General features: G+C 73.5%; 14 protein-coding genes and 2 rRNA genes. 10 read left to right on the forward strand and 6 right to left on the reverse strand.

Going from position 1 to position 18,125, the window contains the following annotated elements:
- A 23S ribosomal RNA gene (locus tag HFV08_RS00005) occupies nucleotides 1-106 on the forward strand; the annotation flags it as partial.
- Between the two features lie 101 nt (nucleotides 107-207).
- Nucleotides 208-324: ribosomal RNA gene (gene rrf / locus HFV08_RS00010) — 5S ribosomal RNA — on the forward strand.
- A gap of 105 nt (nucleotides 325-429) precedes the next feature.
- Here the strand turns inward: rrf and HFV08_RS00015 are convergent.
- Genes HFV08_RS00015 through HFV08_RS00035 form a run of 5 tightly spaced genes read right to left on the reverse strand, consistent with a single transcriptional unit; the run spans nucleotide 430 to nucleotide 5,982 of the window.
- Nucleotides 430-1,740 carry a DUF58 domain-containing protein gene (locus HFV08_RS00015; protein WP_168534644.1) on the reverse strand — a complete coding sequence of 437 codons (1,311 nt, stop codon included), beginning with the start codon at nucleotides 1,738-1,740 and terminating at the stop codon, nucleotides 430-432.
- 10 nt (nucleotides 1,741-1,750) lie between these two features.
- Nucleotides 1,751-2,734, reverse strand: a complete 984-nt coding sequence (locus tag HFV08_RS00020; RefSeq protein WP_168534645.1) for an AAA family ATPase — start codon at nucleotides 2,732-2,734, stop codon at nucleotides 1,751-1,753.
- Entirely contained in the window at nucleotides 2,731-3,936 is a 1,206-nt protein-coding gene (locus HFV08_RS00025) for a DUF4350 domain-containing protein (protein ID WP_168534646.1), read from the reverse strand. The genes HFV08_RS00020 and HFV08_RS00025 overlap by 4 nt, the downstream gene beginning before the upstream one ends.
- A complete protein-coding gene (locus tag HFV08_RS00030; protein ID WP_168534647.1) occupies nucleotides 3,933-4,646 on the reverse strand; it encodes a DUF4129 domain-containing protein in 714 nt (237 codons plus the stop codon). The genes HFV08_RS00025 and HFV08_RS00030 overlap by 4 nt, the downstream gene beginning before the upstream one ends.
- Before the next feature lie 4 nt (nucleotides 4,647-4,650).
- Nucleotides 4,651-5,982: a DUF7847 domain-containing protein gene (locus HFV08_RS00035; RefSeq protein ID WP_168534648.1), complete on the reverse strand. Its 1,332-nt coding sequence runs from the start codon at nucleotides 5,980-5,982 to the stop codon at nucleotides 4,651-4,653.
- Nucleotides 5,983-6,122: 140 nt separating this feature from the next.
- Between HFV08_RS00035 and mtnA the strand changes: the two genes are divergently transcribed.
- The 8 genes from mtnA (at nucleotide 6,123) to HFV08_RS00075 (ending at nucleotide 16,677) form a co-directional block, all read left to right on the forward strand.
- Nucleotides 6,123-7,307, forward strand: coding sequence for an S-methyl-5-thioribose-1-phosphate isomerase (gene mtnA, locus HFV08_RS00040; protein ID WP_168534649.1), 1,185 nt, complete (start codon nucleotides 6,123-6,125; stop codon nucleotides 7,305-7,307).
- Nucleotides 7,308-7,329: 22 nt separating this feature from the next.
- Nucleotides 7,330-8,019 (forward strand): two-component system response regulator MtrA, encoded by a 690-nt coding sequence (gene mtrA, locus HFV08_RS00045; RefSeq protein ID WP_191870552.1) that lies wholly within the window; start codon nucleotides 7,330-7,332, stop codon nucleotides 8,017-8,019.
- Between the two features lie 337 nt (nucleotides 8,020-8,356).
- Nucleotides 8,357-10,405: an MtrAB system histidine kinase MtrB gene (gene mtrB / locus HFV08_RS00050; protein WP_281373245.1), complete on the forward strand. Its 2,049-nt coding sequence runs from the start codon at nucleotides 8,357-8,359 to the stop codon at nucleotides 10,403-10,405.
- Nucleotides 10,395-12,251 carry an LpqB family beta-propeller domain-containing protein gene (locus HFV08_RS00055; RefSeq protein WP_376770536.1) on the forward strand — a complete coding sequence of 619 codons (1,857 nt, stop codon included), beginning with the start codon at nucleotides 10,395-10,397 and terminating at the stop codon, nucleotides 12,249-12,251. Before mtrB ends, HFV08_RS00055 begins: the two co-directional genes overlap by 11 nt.
- Before the next feature lie 220 nt (nucleotides 12,252-12,471).
- Entirely contained in the window at nucleotides 12,472-13,698 is a 1,227-nt protein-coding gene (gene thrS / locus HFV08_RS00060) for a threonine--tRNA ligase (protein WP_168535569.1), read from the forward strand.
- 191 nt (nucleotides 13,699-13,889) lie between these two features.
- Complete coding sequence (locus HFV08_RS00065) at nucleotides 13,890-14,618, forward strand: ComF family protein (protein ID WP_168534650.1); 729 nt, start codon at nucleotides 13,890-13,892, stop codon at nucleotides 14,616-14,618.
- A gap of 378 nt (nucleotides 14,619-14,996) precedes the next feature.
- Nucleotides 14,997-15,713 (forward strand): ribosome hibernation-promoting factor, HPF/YfiA family, encoded by a 717-nt coding sequence (hpf, locus tag HFV08_RS00070; RefSeq protein WP_168534651.1) that lies wholly within the window; start codon nucleotides 14,997-14,999, stop codon nucleotides 15,711-15,713.
- Nucleotides 15,714-15,930: 217 nt separating this feature from the next.
- On the forward strand, nucleotides 15,931-16,677 hold the full coding sequence (locus HFV08_RS00075; protein WP_168534652.1) for a response regulator: 747 nt from the start codon (nucleotides 15,931-15,933) through the stop codon (nucleotides 16,675-16,677).
- A 181-nt stretch (nucleotides 16,678-16,858) separates the two neighbouring features.
- Here the strand turns inward: HFV08_RS00075 and HFV08_RS00080 are convergent, their stop codons facing one another.
- A complete protein-coding gene (locus tag HFV08_RS00080) occupies nucleotides 16,859-18,094 on the reverse strand; it encodes a winged helix-turn-helix domain-containing protein (RefSeq protein WP_168534653.1) in 1,236 nt (411 codons plus the stop codon).
- Nucleotides 18,095-18,125 lie beyond the last annotated feature (31 nt).

Consider the following 18,125-nt stretch of genomic DNA (forward strand, 5'->3'; position numbering starts at 1 on the left):
TTTGAGAGGGTAAGGCTCCCAGGAGACGACTGGGTTGATAGGCCGGATATGGAAGCCCTGTGAGGGGTGGAGTTGACCGGTACTAATAGGCCGAGGGCTTGTCCTCAGTTGCTCGCGTCCACTGTGTTGGTTCTGAAACCACGAACAACCGCTGCCCCACACCCGGATTGGGTGGTGGTGTGGCTTCGGTTGTGTGTTTCATAGTGTTTCGGTGGTCATAGCGTGAGGGAAACGCCCGGTTACATTCCGAACCCGGAAGCTAAGCCTTACAGCGCCGATGGTACTGCAGGGGGGACCCTGTGGGAGAGTAGGACGCCGCCGAACTAAATGTAGAGAAGAGCCCCTGTACCGGGAGAACCGGTATGGGGGCTTTTCTCATTTCCGGAGGTATCCCAGGGGTAATTCTCGCTCCCCTTACCGGACCCCCTTTCAGAGCTTTCCGGCGGCTTTCAGGGCCAAGTACGTGTCGGCGAGGGCGGGGGCCAATTCGTCCGGGAGGGCATCGACCACATGGACGCCGTGGCGGGTGAGACGGGCGGCGACGCGGTGGCGTTCCGCCTCCGCCTGGGCCCCGGCGGCCGCGCTGTACACCGCTTCCGTACTGCCGCGTGAGGCGGTCATGGCGGCGATGTGCGGGTCCGCGACCGAGGCGACGAGGACGGTGTGGCGGTCGGTGAGGGTGGAGAGGACGGGGAAGAGGCCTTCTTCCAGGGGAGCGCTCTCCAGGCCGGTGAACAGCACGATGAGGGAGCGGCGGGGCGCGGAGCGCAGTGCGGCGGCGGAGAGTCCCCGGGAGTCCGTTTCCACCAGTTCCGGTTCGAGCGGGGCCATGGCGTCGACCAGGGCCGGCAGCAGTTCGCCGGAGGCCTTGCCCTGGACCAGGGCCCGTACCCGGCGGTCGTAGGCGAGCAGGTCCACGCGGTCTCCGGCGCGGGAGGCGAGCGCGGCGAGAAGGAGGGCCGCGTCCATGGCGGCGTCGAGCCGGGGCGCGTCGCCGACCCGGCCCGCGGAGGTGCGGCCGGTGTCGAGGACGAGCAGGAGGTGCCGGTCGCGTTCCGGACGCCAGGTGCGGACGGCGACGGTGGACTGCCGGGCGGTGGCGCGCCAGTCGATGGAGCGGGTGTCGTCGCCGGGCACGTACTCGCGCAGGCTGTCGAACTCGGTTCCCTCGCCGCGGGTGAGCAGGCTGGTGCGGCCGTCGAGTTCGCGCAGCCGGGCCAGTTTGGACGGCAGGTGCTTGCGGCTGGTGAACGGCGGCAGGACGCGGACGGTCCAGGGGACCCGGTGGCTGCCCTGGCGGGCGTACAGGCCGAGGGGACCGTAGGAGCGGACGGTGACGCGGTCGGCGGTGCGGTCGCCGCGGCGGGTGGGGCGCAGCCGGGTGGTGAGGCGGCGGCGTTCGCCGGGCGGGACGGTGAGGGTGTGCCGGGAGGCGTCCTGTTCGGTGCCGGGGCGCCAGCTGCTCGGCGGCCAGGCGTCGCGTACCCGGCCGCGCAGCGGGCGGCGCGAGGTGTTGGTGACGGTGAGGGTGACCTCGGCGGGTTCGCCGAGCCGTACGGAGGTGTCGCCGGTGAGGCTGAGGCCGAGGCGGCGTACGGGGGCGGCGAGGGCGAAGTCGCAGGCGCAGGCCAGGGCGACGGCGCCGTCGACGGCGAGGATGCCGGTCCAGCCCGGGGCGAGCAGGCCGACCGGGAGGGAGCCGAGGGCCGCGAGGAGCGCGGCGCGTCCGGTGGGTGCCATGTGTCCTCGGTCAGCGGGGGACGGGTACGTGGGCGAGGATCGCGTTGATGACGGAGTCGGCGGTGACGCCTTCCATCTCGGCCTCGGGGCGCAGCTGGACGCGGTGGCGCAGGGTCGGCAGGGCGAGGGCCTTCACGTCGTCGGGGATGACGTAGTCGCGGCCGGTGAGCCAGGCCCAGGCGCGGGCGGTCGACAGGAGCGCGGTCGCGCCGCGGGGGGAGACGCCGAGGGTGAGCGAGGGCGATTCGCGGGTGCTGCGGCAGAGGTCCACGACGTATCCGGCGATGTCGGGGGAGACGGTGGTCTTCGCGACGGCGGTGCGGGCGGCTTCGAGGTCCGCGGCGGTGGCGACGGGGCGCACTCCGGCGGCGGCGAGGTCGCGGGGGTCGAAGCCGGAGGCGTGCCGGGTGAGGACGTCGATCTCGTCCTCGCGGGAGGGCAGCGGGATCGTCAGCTTCAGCAGGAAGCGGTCGAGCTGGGCCTCGGGCAGCGGGTAGGTGCCCTCGTACTCGACGGGGTTCTGGGTGGCGGCGACGAGGAAGGGCTCGGGCAGCGGGCGGGCGGTGCCGTCGACGGTGACCTGGCGTTCCTCCATGGCTTCGAGCAGGGAGGACTGCGTCTTCGGCGGGGTGCGGTTGATCTCGTCGGCGAGCAGGAGGTGGGTGAAGACGGGCCCGGGCTGGAAGGAGAACTCGGCGGTGCGCGCGTCGTAGACCAGGGAGCCGGTGATGTCGGCCGGCATCAGGTCGGGGGTGAACTGGACCCGCTTGGAGTCGAGTGCGAGGGCGGAGGCGAGGGCCCGTACGAGGAGGGTCTTGGCGACGCCGGGGACTCCTTCGAGCAGGACGTGGCCGCGGCACAGCAGGGCCACGACGAGGCCGGTGACGGCGGGGTCCTGGCCGACCACGGCCTTGCCGATCTCGGTGCGCAGGAGTTCCAGGGAGGCGCGGGGGCCGCCCGGATCGCCGGCGTTGTCAGTGGTCGGGTCCATCATGAAACGCGTACCTCTCTTTCGAGGGCGTCGAGTTGATCGGCGAGCTGGATGAGGGCCGCGTCGTCGTGCGGGGGCGGCCCGAAGAGCAGGGTGAGCGGGTCCCGGCCGGGCTCGGGGAGCCGGGCGGCCAGGGCGGGCAGCAGGGTCTCGGGCGCGTGCGCCTGGGCGGGGGAGACGCCGAGCAGGGGGGCGAGGCGCAGGCGGGAGGCGGAGCGGAGGGCCGCGGCGGCACGGTCGCGGGCCCGGGTGCGGTGGTAGAGGCGGGCGCGGCCTTCGGCGGTCTCGGAGGCGCGTACGGCGACGGGGAGGCGTTCGGGGACCAGCGGGCCGAAGCGGCGGGCCCGCCAGAAGGCGGCGAGGACGGCGGCGAGGGTGAGTTGGAGGGTGCCCCAGAGCCAGCCGGAGGGGATCAGGTCGAAGAAGCCGCGTTCCTCGCCGTCGGTGGCGGCGGAGTCGGAGAGCGAGGGGAGGTACCAGACCAGATGGGGCCGGGAGCCGAGGAGTTGGAGCGCGAGGGAGGCGTTGCCGTGGGCGTCGAGGCGTTCGTTGAAGAGGATGTCGGGCGAGCCGAGCAGCACGGTGTCGCCGGGGGAGTCCTGGGCGGGGATCCGCAGCAGGGAGGCGGATCCGGCGTCCCGGTAGCAGGACCGGGCGCCGGGCGCGGTGGTGGTGTAGCGGACGCCGCCCACCTCGGCGGTGCCCGCGCGGCGAGCCTCGGGCAGCGAACAGCCGGGCGGGAGCAGCGAGTTGAGACTCGGGGTCGCGGCGGCGGTGGTGCCGGGGGCCAGCCGCCGGGTCGCGCCGGGCCCGGGGGCGAGCAGGACGGTGCGGCCGCGGGAGCCGAGCTGGCCGAGGCGCCGCTGCTGGCCCGTGGTGAGCAGTTCGGGGCGGGCCACCAGGAGGGTGGTGTCCGCGCCGGTGGCGGCCTCGGCCTCGGCGGTGGTGGTGACGACGCGGGTGGACACCCCGCGTTCGGCGAGGAGTTCGGCGACGGCGCGGCTGCCGTGCGGGTCGGCGGCGCGCGGGTCGAGGCGCCCGTGCTCGGACCCGGAGCGTACGAGGGCGATGACGGCGGCGGCGAGCAGCAGCAGGGCGAGCGCGAGCAGGGGTCCGCGGCCGCCGCGCCACAGCCCGCGGGCGGTGGGCGCCAGCGAGGTCGGGGCGGCCGGTGCGGGGGCGGCCGGTGGTGCGCCGGTGGTCACCGGATCGCCTCCCAGGAGCCGGTGCCGGCCCCGGCGGAGGCGGCGAGGTCGGGCTTGGCGCGCTCCAGTTCGCGGTCGAGGGCGGTGAGTTCCTCGTATGCGGCGGGGGTGGCGCGGCGGCCGCCGTACGCGATGCCGTCGAAGACGCGGGCCGCGGTGTGCAGGCGTTCGGCGTGGGCGGGCAGTGGGCGGCCGGCCTCGGCGGCGGCCTCGTCGGCGGTGCGGCCGGGGCGCGGGTCGAGGAGGGCGCGTTCCTCCAGGGCGCGCACCAGGGCGCGCATGCGTTCCTGGACGGCCTGGTTCCAGTGGCCCTGGGCGGCGTGTGCCTCGGCCCGGTCGCGGTGTTCGGCGGCGGTGCGGGGGCGGTCCTCGAAGAGTGCGGCGCCCTTGTCCGCCGAGGGGGCGCGGCGGGGGGCGCCGAGCCGCCACCACAGCAGGGCGGCGAGGGCGAGGACGGCGAGGACGATGACGGTCAGGCCGAGTCCGCCGCCGGGGGTGGCGCCGGAGGCGGAGTTCAGCAGCTGGTCCAGCCAGTCCCAGAAGCGGTCGAGGGCGCGCTGGAAGAGGCTCGGTTCCTGGTCGTGGTACCGGCCCTCGGTCAGCTCGCGGCGGGCGGCCTCCCGCGCGTCCTCGCGGGTGATGACGACCGGCGGCTCCTCGCCGGACGCCGCGCGCGGCACCGTGCCGAACAGGTCCCCCGTCGCCCTCACCGGCTCAGCTCCCGGTGGCGTAGCCCTGGACGCCCGCGGCGCGGCCCAGTTCGAGGTCGAGGGCTTCCCGGCGGATGCGCTGGTCGATGTAGAGGAGCACGGTCACGCCCGCGGCGACGGGGAAGCTCAGCATGGAGCCGATGACCGCGCCGACGCCCTGGATGATCAGGAAGGTCCAGCCCATGTCGGAGGAGCTGTTGTCGAGGAAGGTGTCGAGGCTGCCCTCGCCCACCGCGCCCGCGATGAGGGTGAAGGGGATGACGATGATCGACGAGAGCACGTTGGCGATGATCGCGCCGAGCACCTGGATGCCGAACACCCGCCACCAGGAGCCCTGGACGAGTTTCGTGGAGCGCCGCATGGCCTGGCCGATGCCCTGCTTCTCCAGCATCAGCGCGGGCGAGGCGAGGGAGAAGCGCACGGTCAGCCAGATCGCGACGGCGGCGCCGGCGAGCAGGCCGAGGACGAGCAGGCCGACCGCGGCGTCGGAGCCGTCCGAGCCGAGTGCGACGAGCAGGGCGGGCAGGCAGGCCAGGGTGATGACGGCCAGGGCGATCAGCGGCAGCAGCAGGGTCAGGCCGAGCAGGCGCACCATCTGCGGCCGGGCGTCCCGCCACGCCTCGGCGGTGCTGACCGGCCTGCCGATCACGGCGCGGCTGGTGACGGTGGTCAGCAGCGCGGTCGCGACGATGGTGCCGATCAGGGAGATCAGCAGGACGATGCCGGAACCGAGCAGGGCGTCGCCCATGGCGTCGGTGACCTCGTCGAGGCTCGCGGTCTCGTCCTCCAGGGCGGAGGTGTCCGTCATGCCGTTGAGGTAGAGGCCCTGCAGGAGGACCACGGCGACCTGGGTGACGACGGCGACGGTCAGCGAGATGCCGAGGACGGTGCGCCAGTGCTTGCGCATCGTGGAGACCGCGCCGTCGAGGATCTCGCCCACGCCGAGCGGGCGCAGCGGGATCACTCCGGGCTTGGCCGCGGGCGGGGGGCCTCCCCAGCCGCCGAAGCCTCCCCAGCCGGGTCCGCCCCGGCCGGGACCGCCGCCTGCGGGTCCGCCGCCCCAGCCGCCGCCCTGCGGGCCCGAGGGTCCGGGGCCGCCGCCTGGCTGTCCCCAGCCGGGCTGCTGCTGCGGGGGCGGGCCCTGCCCCGGCTGTCCGCCGCCGGGGGCCGTCCACTGGGCGGGAGGGGGCTGGTTGCCGGACCACTTCGAGGAGGGACCGCCCGGGTTCGAGGAGGGATCGCCTTGGCCGCCCGCCGCCTCCTGGCCGGGGGCGCCGGGCTGCTGCCCGTCGGAGGGGGAGGATCCGGGCGAGGCCCAGCCCGGAGAGTCGTTCATCGTCGCTCCTTCTCGGTGCCCGTCCGCGGTCGCGGCGGCAGCTTGGCGCCCATCGTGCCATGGGGCGTCGGCGGGCGGACCGGGTGCTGCCGGGGCAGTGCGCCTTCAACAGTGGCCCCGGGGGCGGGCACACTGTGCGGATGGCAGATCACGAAGCGCGCGCACAGGTGGACGCACCGGCCGACGGCATTCCCACGATCCGCTGGGAGGAGCCCCCGGAGGGCCCCGTCCTCGTCCTGCTCGACCAGACCCGGCTCCCGGCCGAGGAGGCCGAGTACGTCTGCACGGATCCCCCCTCCCTGGTGGAGGCGATCCGCACCCTGGTGGTCCGCGGGGCACCGGTCCTCGGCATCGCCGGGGCGTACGGGGTGGCACTGGCCGCCGCCCGCGGCTTCGACGTCGACGAGGCCGCGGAGGCGCTGGCCGCCGCCCGGCCCACCGCCGTCAACCTGGCCCGGGGGGTGCGCAGGGCGCAGGGTGCCTACCACCGGGCGCTGGCGGGGGCGGCCTCCGTGGCGGCCTCGACGGGACCGGACGCGGAGGACTCCGCGGGCACCGCGGACCAGGTGGCCCTGGCCGCGGCCGTCGCGGCGCTGGCCGCCGCGCGGGCACTGCACCGGGAGGACGCGCAGGCCAGCGACCGGATGGCCGCCCACGGCCTGGCCCTCCTCGGCGAGCTGCTGCCCGGGGGCGGGCACCGGCTGCTCACCCACTGCAATACGGGCGCGCTGGTCTCCGGCGGGCGCGGCACCGCCTTCGCCCTCGCGCGGGCCGCCCACGACCGGGGGCAGCTGCGCAGGCTGTGGGTGGACGAGACCCGGCCGCTGCTGCAGGGGGCGCGGCTGACCGCCTGGGAGGCCGCGCGGGCCGGTATGGCGTACACCCTGCTCACGGACAACGCGGCGGGTTCGCTCTTCTCGGCGGGCGAGGTGGACGCGGTGCTCGTGGGCGCGGACCGGATCGCCGCCGACGGCTCGGTCGCCAACAAGGTGGGCACCTACCCGCTCGCGGTGCTCGCCCGCTACCACCATGTGCCCTTCCTGGTGGTGGCGCCGGTGACCACGATCGACCCGGACACCCCGGACGGCGCCTCGATCGAGGTGGAACAGCGTGCCGCCCATGAAGTGACAGAGGTCACATCGCCGAGTGCGGGTGGCGCGGGCGGCCCCGGGGGCGGGATGAGCGTGGCACCGCTGGGGACCCAGGCGTACAACCCCGCCTTCGATGTGACGCCTCCCGAGCTGGTCACGGCGATCGTCACGGAGGAAGGTGTGGTGTCGCCGGTGACGGCCGAAGCGCTGAGCGAGCTGTGTGGCAGGTCATGACGGGTAACGATTCGCTAATGGGATGATGTCATTCATGAAGGGACGAGTCCTTGTCGTCGACGACGACACCGCACTGGCCGAGATGCTCGGCATTGTGCTGCGTGGTGAGGGTTTCGAGCCGTCTTTCGTCGCGGACGGCGACAAGGCGCTGGCGGCATTCCGGGAGACCAAGCCCGATCTGGTCCTGCTCGACCTGATGCTTCCCGGCCGGGACGGCATCGAGGTCTGCAGGCTGATCCGGGCCGAGTCCGGGGTGCCGATCGTGATGCTCACCGCCAAGAGCGACACCGTGGACGTGGTGGTCGGCCTGGAGTCCGGGGCCGACGACTACATCGTGAAGCCGTTCAAGCCCAAGGAGCTGGTGGCCCGCATCCGTGCGCGGCTGCGGCGCTCCGAGGAGCCCGCCCCCGAGCAGCTGACCATCGGTGACCTCGTCATCGACGTGGCCGGTCACTCGGTGAAGCGGGACGGGCAGTCGATCGCGCTCACCCCGCTGGAGTTCGACCTGCTGGTCGCGCTCGCCCGCAAGCCGTGGCAGGTGTTCACCCGGGAGGTCCTGCTGGAGCAGGTGTGGGGCTACCGGCACGCGGCCGACACCCGGCTGGTCAACGTGCACGTACAGCGGCTGCGCTCCAAGGTCGAGAAGGACCCCGAGCGGCCCGAGATCGTGGTGACGGTCCGCGGCGTCGGATACAAGGCGGGACCGAGCTGAGATGAACCCGGACGACAGTGCCGCTGCGGCGGGCGGGGCGTCGGGCGCCCACGCCGAGCGGGCTGTCGGCCGGGGGCATCCCGACCACCCCGTCGCACCCGGGCCACCCGCACCCCCCGCGCCCGGCCCCGGGGGCGCCACCGGCCCGGCGCCCTCCGGCGCGCACACCGACGCACCCGCCCCCGAGCCGCACGCCCCCGGCGCGCACCCCGAGACGCCCGCCCCCGGCACACCCCCCAAGGGCCCGGCGGCAGCCCGCACCGGCCGGTCCGCCAAGGCCAGGAAGAGGATCAAGGCCGCGGCGCCCTCGCTCGGGCGGTTCCTGGACACCGGTCTGATGCTGCAGGGCGGGGTGCAGGGCAGCCCCGTACTGCGGCTGTTCACGCGGTGGGTGCGGCGTCCGCTGCTGCCCGCGCTGCGGCTGTGGCGGCGCAACATCCAGCTGAAGGTCGTCGCCACCACCCTGCTGATGTCGCTGGGCGTGGTGCTGCTGCTCGGCTTCGTCGTCATCGGGCAGGTCCGCAACGGCCTCCTCGACGCCAAGGTGAAGGCCTCCCAGGGCCAGGCGGACGGTGGATTCCGCGCCGCGAAGGACCGCGCCGACTCGGCCGGCTCCGGCCAGGCGCCCGAGGGCGCGGACCCCGACGGGCAGCCCGGCCAGAACCCGGCGGTCTGGATGAACGACCTCGTCGAGCAGCTGTCCAGCGGCGGCCAGAGCGCCTTCGACGTCGTCACCCTCAGCCCCACCGCCGAGGGCGACACCGGCAGCGTCCGCGGCCCGCGCGCCTCCGGCGGCGTCGACCCCATCAACAGCGTCCCCGAGGAGCTGCGCGACAACGTCCGCCGCGGCACGACCTTCCAGAGCTACACCCGCATCGTCTACGGGGACGGCCAGGCATCCCAGCCCGGACTGGTCATCGGCAAGCAGCTCAACGGCCCCGACAGCGAGCCCTACCAGCTGTACTACCTCTTCCCGCTCACCCAGGAGGAGAAGTCGCTCAGCCTGGTCAAGGGCACCCTGGCCACCGCCGGGCTCTTCGTGGTGGTGCTGCTCGGCGCCATCGCCTGGCTCGTGGTGCGCCAGGTCGTCACCCCCGTACGGATGGCCGCGGGCATCGCCGAACGGCTCTCCGCGGGGCGCCTGCAGGAGCGGATGAAGGTCACCGGCGAGGACGACATCGCCCGCCTCGGCGAGGCCTTCAACAAGATGGCGCAGAACCTCCAGCTCAAGATCCAGCAGCTGGAGGACCTCTCCCGGATGCAGCGCCGCTTCGTCTCCGACGTCTCGCACGAACTGCGCACCCCGCTGACCACGGTACGGATGGCCGCCGACGTCATCCACGAGGCCCGCGAGGACTTCGACCCGATCACCGCCCGCTCCGCGGAACTCCTCGCCGACCAGCTCGACCGCTTCGAGTCGCTGCTCGCCGACCTCCTGGAGATCAGCCGCTTCGACGCGGGCGCGGCCGCCCTGGAGGCGGAGCCGATAGACCTCAGGGAGGTCGTACGGCGCGTGGTCGGCGGCGCCCAGCCGCTCGCGGACCGCAAGGGCACCCGGGTACGGATCCTCGGGGACCGGCAGCCGGTGGTCGCCGAGGCCGACGGGCGGCGCGTCGAACGGGTGCTGCGCAACCTCGTCGTCAACGCCGTCGAGCACGGCGAGGGCAAGGACGTCGTGGTGCGCCTCGCCGCGGCGGGCGGCGCCGTCGCGGTCGCGGTGCGCGACTACGGCGTGGGCCTCAAACCGGGCGAGGCGAGCCGCGTCTTCAGCCGCTTCTGGCGCGCCGACCCGGCCCGCGCCCGCACCACCGGCGGCACCGGCCTCGGGCTGTCCATCGCCCTGGAGGACGCCCGGCTGCACGGCGGCTGGCTCCAGGCCTGGGGCGAACCGGGCGGCGGCTCGCAGTTCCGGCTCACCCTGCCGCGTACGGCCGACGAGCCGCTGCGGGGCTCCCCGATCCCCCTGGAACCCGACGACTCCCGCCACAACCGCGACCTGCGGAAGGCCGGCCTGCCCCCCGGCGGTGCGGAACGCGCCGTGACGGTCCCCGAGCGCAGCCCCGTCACGGTGACGCGCGAGGCGCAGGGCCACCCCGTCTCCCCGCTCGCCCGCTCGCTGACCCCGGTCGGGGGCTCGGGTACGGGCTCGACGGCGGTCGTCACGGGGGAGGAGACGGCCTCTACGGGGACGAAAGGGCGCCCGGCACCGCCCGCGGACGCGCCCGCGCAGCCGGAACCGGTGACCCCCGACCCGGCCGCGCCCACCACCGAGTCCACCTCCACCGCCCCTCCCCGCCCCAGCAAGCCCGCCCCGACCGGCGCCCCCGGGGACCGCGACAGCCGCGGCAACCGGGGCGCCGACGAGGAGACCCGACGTGGCCGATGACCGCTCCCGGCGCCGCGCCGCCCGCCCGCTGCGCACCGCCCTGGTGCTCGGCTGCTCCGGCGCCCTCCTCGCGGGCTGCGCCTCCATGCCCGACACCGGCGACGTACGGGGCGTCGAACCCTCGCAGCGCCCCGACGCCCAGGTCCGCGTCTTCGCGATGCCGCCGCCGAAGGACGCCACGCCCGACGAGATCATCCAGGGCTTCCTGGAGGCCCTGACCAGCGACGACCCGCAGTTCGAGATGGCGCGCAAATACCTCACCCGCGAGGCCTCGCGGAACTGGCACCCCGAGAGCTCCACCACGGTGCTCGCCGACGGGCCCGGCACCGAGGCCACCGACCGGGGCTCGGCCCAGGACGGCCAGCCGGGCCGGAACTGGCTGCTCACCGGCCGCGAGGTCGCCGAGGTCGACGGCCGGCGCGCCTACACGCCCCGCAAGTCCACCTACTCCGAGCCCGTGCACCTGTCCATGGACCCGGACGTGGAGGGCGGCCCCGAGTGGCGAATAGACCGGCCGCCGAGCGGAGTCGTCCTCGGCGAGTCCGACTTCCAGCGCATCTACCGCTCCGTCAGCAAGTACTACTACGCGGCCGATACGGTGCCCAGCGACGGCGGCCAGGGCGATGTCGTCGCCGACCCCGTCTACGTACGGGAGCGAATAGACCCGATCACGCAGACCGTGCGCTCGCTGCTCGAAGGGCCCACCGAGTGGCTGGACCCGGCCGTCACCTCGCTCTTCCCCAAGGGCACCCGGCTCGCCGCGGGCACCAAGGGACTCGCCCCGGACGACCAGAACACCCTCACCGTCCCGCTGACCCGGCAGGCGGACCGGGTCGACCTGCGCCGCTGCAAGCTGATGGCGACGCAGATCCTGTACACACTGGAGGACCTGACGCCCGCGGGGATCGAGGAGGTCAAGCTCCTGCGCTCCGACGGCCGCCAGCTCTGCCCCCCGCTGCGCGAGGACGACGCCGAGGCCGCGGCCCCGCACCGCACCGCGGGGCAGGCCCGCTACCAGTACTTCCTGGACGGGCAGCGCCGCCTCGTCCGGCTCTTCGGCACCTCCACCGGCCACAAGGCCGAGCCCGTACCCGGCGCCTTCGGCGAGGGCGGGCGCAAGCTGCGTGCTGCCGCCGTCTCCCGCGAGGAGGACAAGGCCGCGGGGGTCTCCCTCGACGGGCGTTCCCTGTACGTCGGTTCACTGGTCCAGGGCGCCGAACTGGGCGAGCCGGTGATCAGCAGCAGCGCCAAGGCGGAGGACAACCGGCTCACCGCGCCGAGCTGGGACGGCCGGGGCGATCTGTGGGTGGCGGACCGCGACCCGCTGGACCCGCAGCTGTACCTCCTCGAGGACGGTGGGGGCACGCCGAGTCCGGTCACCGTCGCCGGACTCGGCAAGGGCCGCATCCAGGCCGTACGGGTGGCGGCCGACGGGGTGCGCATCGCCCTCCTCGTCGCGGACGAGGGCAAGAAGTCCCTGCGGGTCGGCCGCATCCAGCGCACCCCCGGCGAGAACGGCCCCGCCCGCATCAGCGTGCACCAACTCCGCACCGTCGCCCCGCAGATGGAGGAGGTCACCGCGATGTCCTGGGCCGGCGGCAGCAGGCTCGTGGTGGTCGGGCGCGAGGAGGGCGGCGTCCAGCAGATCCGGTACGTGCAGTGCGACGGCTCCGCCCCGGCCGGCGGCGTCCTGCCCGGCCTGACCGGAGCCGAGGAGATCGCCGCCGCCGAGGACGAACGCCTCCCGCTGATCGCCCACTCCGACGACGGCATCGTCCGCCTGCCGCCGGGCGCCCCCTGGCAGACCGTGGTGGGCGAGGGGACGGCCCCGGTCTATCCGGGGTAGCGCCGGTCGGGGCGGGGAGGTGAGGAGGAATGACCGCGTGGACCGCGGTGCATCCTGCTACCGTCTGCGACATGAAGCGCGCTGCCATGACGACGACGCCGGAGAGTGTCCCGGCGCGCTGACAGACGATCCGATCCGAAGCCCCGGGGCGAGTGCCCCGGGGCTTCGTCGTAGGCCGGTCACTCGCTCCGCACCCAGCGAGGAGACCGCGATGACCACCGTGCACGACCACCGCAAGCTCGGCCGTGAACTGGGCCTGTTCGACACCGATCCGCTGATCGGCGCGGGCCTGCCGTACTGGCTGCCCGACGGCGCGGCCGTGCGGCACACCCTGGAGGAGTACATCCGTGCCGCCGAGCGGCGGGCGGGCTACCAGCACGTGTACTCACCGGTGCTCGGCAAGCGGGAGCTGTACGAGCTGTCGGGGCACTGGGCGCACTACAGCGACGACATGTTCCCCCCGATGGACCTCGGCGGAGAGCAGGTCGTCCTGCGGCCGAGCCTGTGCCCCCATCACGCGGTGATCTACCGCTCCCGCTCCCACAGCTACCGCGAACTGCCCCTGCGGATGGCCGAACTGGGCGGCATGTACCGCTCCGAACTCTCGGGCGTGCTCGGCGGGCTGACCCGCGTGCGGGCCATCCAGCTCAACGACGCGCACATCTTCTGCACCCTGGACCAGGTCGCCCAGGAGGCACAGGCGGCCCTGGAGATGATCGGCCGGGCATACGAGGCGCTCGGCATCACCCCGACCCGCTACCGGCTCTCCCTCCCGGGCCCCGGCGGCAAGTACGTCGCCGCACCCGAGAAGTGGCAGCGGTCCACCGCTCTGCTGACCGGCGTCCTCGACCGCTCCGGCCTGCCCTACGAGGCGGCCGAGGGGGAGGCCGCGTTCTACGGCCCCAAGATCGATGTCCAGGTCACCGACGGTGCCGGCCGGGAGTCCACCCTGTCCACCGTCCAGGTCGACTTCCACCAGCCCGAGCAGTTCGACCTGCACTACATCGGCGCGGACGGCGCCAGGCACCGCCCGGTCATGGTGCACCGCAGCATCATCGGCAGCGTGGAACGAGCCGTCGCTCACCTCATCGAACAGCACGGCGGTGCTTTCCCCGCCTGGCTCGCCCCCACTCAGCTGGTGATCCTCCCGATCTCCGGCACCGAACTGCCGGACGCCGCAGCCCTCGCCCACCGTTGCGCCCTTCTCGGACTGCGTGCCCAGATCGCGGGACCGGACCGGGGAAGCCTGGGCGCCCGTATCCGAGAGGCCCGCCTGGTTCCGTACCAAGCCGTCATCGGTGCCAAGGAGGCCGCTGACGATCGCGTCGCACTGCGCTTGCGTGACGGACGCCGACTCGACCCGCGGCCGGTCGGTGACGTACTGACCCGTATCAGCGCCCTCATCGGGGCCCACAGCACCGGCCTGTGGGCCGACCCCACCTCGTAGAGGAGGGGTGCTGTCGTAGAGGAGGGGTGCCGTGAGCGGTGGGTGGGGGGATGCGGCGTGCCGTGCTGCCTGTGGACAGGCGTCAATGCCCCGAGGGGGGTTCACTCCCCGGGCACCGGTGGCGGACGCGGCGACCGCGGGAGTTTTCCACAGGCCTTTCGCGCTCCCGCCCCTCCCCCCACAGTAGAGCCATGCGACGGCTCTGGCAGGACCTCGCCGACCTGGTGTTCCCGGCCGACTGCGCCGGGTGCGGCGAACCGCGCGCGGAGCTGTGCGGGCGGTGCCGGGCGGCGCTGCACGGGCGGCGGGCGCGCCGGGTGCGGCCCGATCCGGCGCCGGGCGGGCTGCCGGTGGTGCATGCCGCCGCGCCGTACCAGGACGCGGTACGCGCCGTGCTCCTCGCGCACAAGGAGCGCGGGGCACTCGGGCTGGCCGCACCGCTGGGCACGGCCCTGGCGGGGGCGGCAGGGGTGGCACGGGGTGGCGCGGGGGGTGGGGGAGGGGAGGGGGGAGGGGCCCCCACCCTCCTCGTCCCCCTCCCCTCCACCCCCCGCTCCACCCGCGCCCGGGGCCACGACCCCACGCGCCGTGTCGCGCTGGCTGCCGCGCGTGTGCTGCGGGGCTCGGGGGTGCCCGCGCGGGTGGTGCCCGTACTGCGGCAGCGGCGGGCGGTCGCCGATCAGTCGGGGCTCAACTCCCGGCAGCGGAAGGCGAATCTGAAAGGGGCGCTGGAAGTGAATGCGAGAGCGGTCCGGCTGTTCGGTCCGGGGGCCCGCGTGATCATTGTGGACGATCTTCTGACCACGGGTTCTTCGTTGGCCGAAGCCGCACGCGCATTGTCCGCGGATGCCGGGGTAAGGAGGATCTCAGCGGCGGTGATCGCCGCTCCTGCTGAGGCTTTCGAAGTAAACAGGAACTGATCGAAAACCTGCATCGTTGCAGGTGGAGAGAGACTGGTGACACCCGAACGGAGGTAGGTACCGGTAGAGGGTGACGACTTCCTCCGGGCGAGATATGTTCGGTTGTGAGGAGTGACGGAGGTACCGGATCCGGAGCCGCAAGGCGGATCTCGGCCTGCCCCTCACACAACCGAATGCCTGACCGCTGCCGCGGGTAGCCGAGTGAATCGACGGAATCGGCGATTCTCGCAATCACCCGGTCCGGTGGGGTGGAGATCTTGCCCGCGGGGGAGGAGGAGGTGGAAGTCACCGAGTCCGAGGCTCCGGGAGCACCGGGGCCTGGTGCGAAAGGGAGATGCTCCGCCGCCGTAGCGGAGCTATCCGGGAACGGAGTTCTGCGTGGACATCGTCGTCAAAGGCCGCAAGACCGAAGTACCCGAGCGGTTCCGCAAGCACGTGGCCGAGAAGCTGAAGCTGGAGAAGATCCAGAAGCTCGACGCCAAGGTGATCAGCCTCGACGTGGAGGTGTCCAAGGAGCCGAACCCCCGCCAGCACGACCACTGCGAGCGTGTGGAGATCACGCTCCGCTCGCGGGGTCCGGTGATCCGGGCGGAGGCGGCTGCCAGCGACCCGTACGCAGCGCTCGACCTTGCGACCGAGAAGCTCGAGGCGCGACTGCGCAGGCAGCACGACAAGCGGCGCACCCGCCGCGGCTCGGGCAGGCTTTCAGCGGCTGAGGTTGCCGACCACGTCCCGGACGCGGCGCACCTCAACACCGACGGCACCCTCGCAAAGGACGAGCCGGAGTCCGACGACGGCGTCCCCACCAAGCGGATGGGCTCGCTGGAAGTGAAGGGCGACGGCCCCCTCGTGGTCCGCGAGAAGACCCACATCGCCGCCCCGATGACGCTGGACCAGGCGCTCTACGAGATGGAGCTCGTCGGGCACGACTTCTACCTCTTCGTCGACTCGGAGACGAAGGAGCCGAGCGTCGTCTACCGGCGTCACGCCTACGACTACGGCGTCATCCACCTCACCACGGACCAGATGGTGACGGCCACTTCGGACGCGGCGGACGCCTCGATGTCCGCGGCCGGTGGTGTGATCGGCGCTTGACGCGAAGAAGGTGACCACCACGTTTCGGCGCCCCCGGGTGCGCATTGGCGCCCCGGGGGCGCCGGTGTGCTCCCGCGGGGCTCTCGCGACGTCACCGTTTCGCCTGCCGGGCATGGAATCATGACCGGCAGGCCAACCGGGGTGCTGCCGCCCCGGGTTGGCGCCTTCGACCCGGCAGCGCTGGAAGACAGGGCCATGGCCTTCAGGGGGAGGAACGATGGCGGACAGCTTCGGACCGATGCGTGAGCAGGGTGCCGGCCTCGGCGCCGTCGGCATGGGCCCGCGGGGCGGTGCACCGGGGCAGGAGCCGATCCGGGTCCTCGTCGTCGACGATCACGCGCTCTTCCGGCGGGGGCTGGAGATCGTGCTCCAGGCCGAGGAGGACATCCTCGTGGTGGGGGAGGCCGGGGACGGCGCCGAGGCGGTGGACAAGGCGGCCGATCTGCTGCCCGACATCGTGCTGATGGACGTCCGGATGCCCAAGCGCGGCGGCATCGAGGCCTGCACCTCCATCAAGGAGGTGGCCCCCAGCGCGAAGATCATCATGCTGACGATAAGCGACGAGGAGGCCGACCTCTACGAGGCGATCAAGGCCGGGGCCACGGGCTATCTGCTCAAGGAGATCTCCACCGACGAGGTGGCCACGGCGATCCGCGCGGTCGCCGACGGGCAGTCCCAGATCAGTCCCTCCATGGCCTCCAAGCTGCTCACCGAGTTCAAGTCGATGATCCAGCGCACCGACGAGCGCCGTCTGGTGCCCGCGCCCAAGCTCACCGACCGTGAGATCGAGGTGCTCAAGCTGGTCGCGACCGGCATGAACAACCGTGACATCGCCAAGGAGTTGTTCATCAGCGAGAACACGGTGAAGAACCACGTACGCAACATCCTGGAGAAGCTGCAGCTGCACTCCCGGATGGAGGCCGTGGTCTACGCGATGCGGGAGAAGATCCTGGAGATCCGCTGAACAGGGCTGGACTGCGCTGAACAGGGCGCCCGCCGGGGCGCGTTCGCCAACCGGCGCCCGGCACCCTGCTCTCAACTCCCGGCCCCGAAGCACGCATCGGCCCGACGCGCCCCGGCGTGAGGGCTCCCCGGCAGCGGAGCGCGACGAGCGCCCGCCGCCCGACGCTCCTCCGCCCCTGCGCTCAGCCCAGCAGCCGCGCCACCTCCGCCGTCAGCGGTGCCCGCAGTTCCTCCTCGGCCAGCCGCTCGACGCGTACGCCGGTGCAGCCCACCCAGCTCGCGGCCTCCACCAGTGCCTGGGCGACGCCGGGTACCGCGGCGGGTCCGGCCAGCGATATCTGCTTGGCGACCAGGGTCTTCCCCTCCCGCCCCGGGTCCACCCGGCCGACGAGGCGGCCGCCGGAGAGCACCGGCATCGCGAAGTAGCCGTGGATCCGCTTGGGCCGCGGGACGTAGGCCTCCAGGCGGTGGGTGAAGCCGAAGATCCGCTCGGTGCGGGCGCGTTCCCAGACCAGGGAGTCGAAGGGGGAGAGCAGGGTCGTACGGTGGCGGCCGCGGACCGGGGTGCCGAGCGCCTCCGGGTCGGCCCAGGCCTCGGCGGGCCCGCGCCCGGCACCGCGCGCACCGCTGCCGGGGCGTCCCCAGCCCGCCACCGTGACCGGGACGAGGCCGGAGTCGGCGAGCACCGCGTCGACCTGTTCGCCCCTGAGCCGGTGGTAGTCGGCGATATCGGCCCGGGTGCCGACGCCCAGGGACCGTCCGGCCAGGCGCACCAGGCGGCGGACGCACTCCCGGTCGTCGAGCTCGTCGTGCAGCAGCGCCTCGGGGATGGCGCGTTCGGCGAGGTCGTAGACGCGTTTCCAGCTGTGGCGGCGGGTGCAGACCACCTCTCCGTACATCAGGGCGCGTTCGACGGCGACCTTGGCCGCGGACCAGTCCCACCACTCGCCGGTGCGCTTGGCGCCGCCCAACTCGGTGGCGGTGAGCGGGCCTTCGGCGCGCAGCTGCTTGATGACCTGCTCGTAGGCGCCGTCGGGCAGTTCGTGGTTCCAGTGCGGGCGGGCGCGGTAGGCGCGGCGGCGGAAGGCGAAGTGCGGCCACTCCTCGACGGGCAGGATGCAGGCGGCGTGCGACCAGTACTCGAAGGCGTGCGGCCGGGGGCCGCCCTCGGTGGCCGGTGCCCAGTACGCCTCCTCGACGCGGCCGCGGCCGACGGCGCCGAGCCGGGCGTAGGGGACGAGTTCGTGGGAGCGGGCGAGGACGGAGATCGTGTCCAGCTGCACCGCGCCGAGGTGCCGGAGCACGCCGCGCACGCCGCCGCGGCGGTCGGGGGCGCCGAGCAGCCCTTGCGCGCGCAGGGCTATGCGGCGGGCCTCGTCGGCGGACAGCTCTGTCGTCGGACGGGGATCAGTCGTCATGAGCGCACCCTAGAACGCGGCACTGACATCC

Source organism: Streptomyces physcomitrii (assembly GCF_012273655.1).
GTDB classification, from domain to species: Bacteria; Actinomycetota; Actinomycetes; order Streptomycetales; family Streptomycetaceae; genus Streptomyces; species Streptomyces physcomitrii.

Excerpts from the sequence above, each read along its gene's own strand:
- HFV08_RS00015 (WP_168534644.1), bottom strand. The coding sequence starts at position 1,740 with ATGGCACCCACCGGACGCGCCGCGCTCCTCGCGGCCCTCGGCTCCCTC.
- HFV08_RS00020 (WP_168534645.1), bottom strand. The coding sequence starts at position 2,734 with ATGATGGACCCGACCACTGACAACGCCGGCGATCCGGGCGGCCCCCGC.
- HFV08_RS00035 (WP_168534648.1), bottom strand. The coding sequence starts at position 5,982 with ATGAACGACTCTCCGGGCTGGGCCTCGCCCGGATCCTCCCCCTCCGAC.
- mtnA (WP_168534649.1), top strand. The coding sequence starts at position 6,123 with ATGGCAGATCACGAAGCGCGCGCACAGGTGGACGCACCGGCCGACGGC.
- mtrA (WP_191870552.1), top strand. The coding sequence starts at position 7,330 with ATGATGTCATTCATGAAGGGACGAGTCCTTGTCGTCGACGACGACACC.
- mtrB (WP_281373245.1), top strand. The coding sequence starts at position 8,357 with ATGCTGCAGGGCGGGGTGCAGGGCAGCCCCGTACTGCGGCTGTTCACG.
- HFV08_RS00065 (WP_168534650.1), top strand. The coding sequence starts at position 13,890 with ATGCGACGGCTCTGGCAGGACCTCGCCGACCTGGTGTTCCCGGCCGAC.
- HFV08_RS00075 (WP_168534652.1), top strand. The coding sequence starts at position 15,931 with ATGGCGGACAGCTTCGGACCGATGCGTGAGCAGGGTGCCGGCCTCGGC.
- HFV08_RS00080 (WP_168534653.1), bottom strand. The coding sequence starts at position 18,094 with ATGACGACTGATCCCCGTCCGACGACAGAGCTGTCCGCCGACGAGGCC.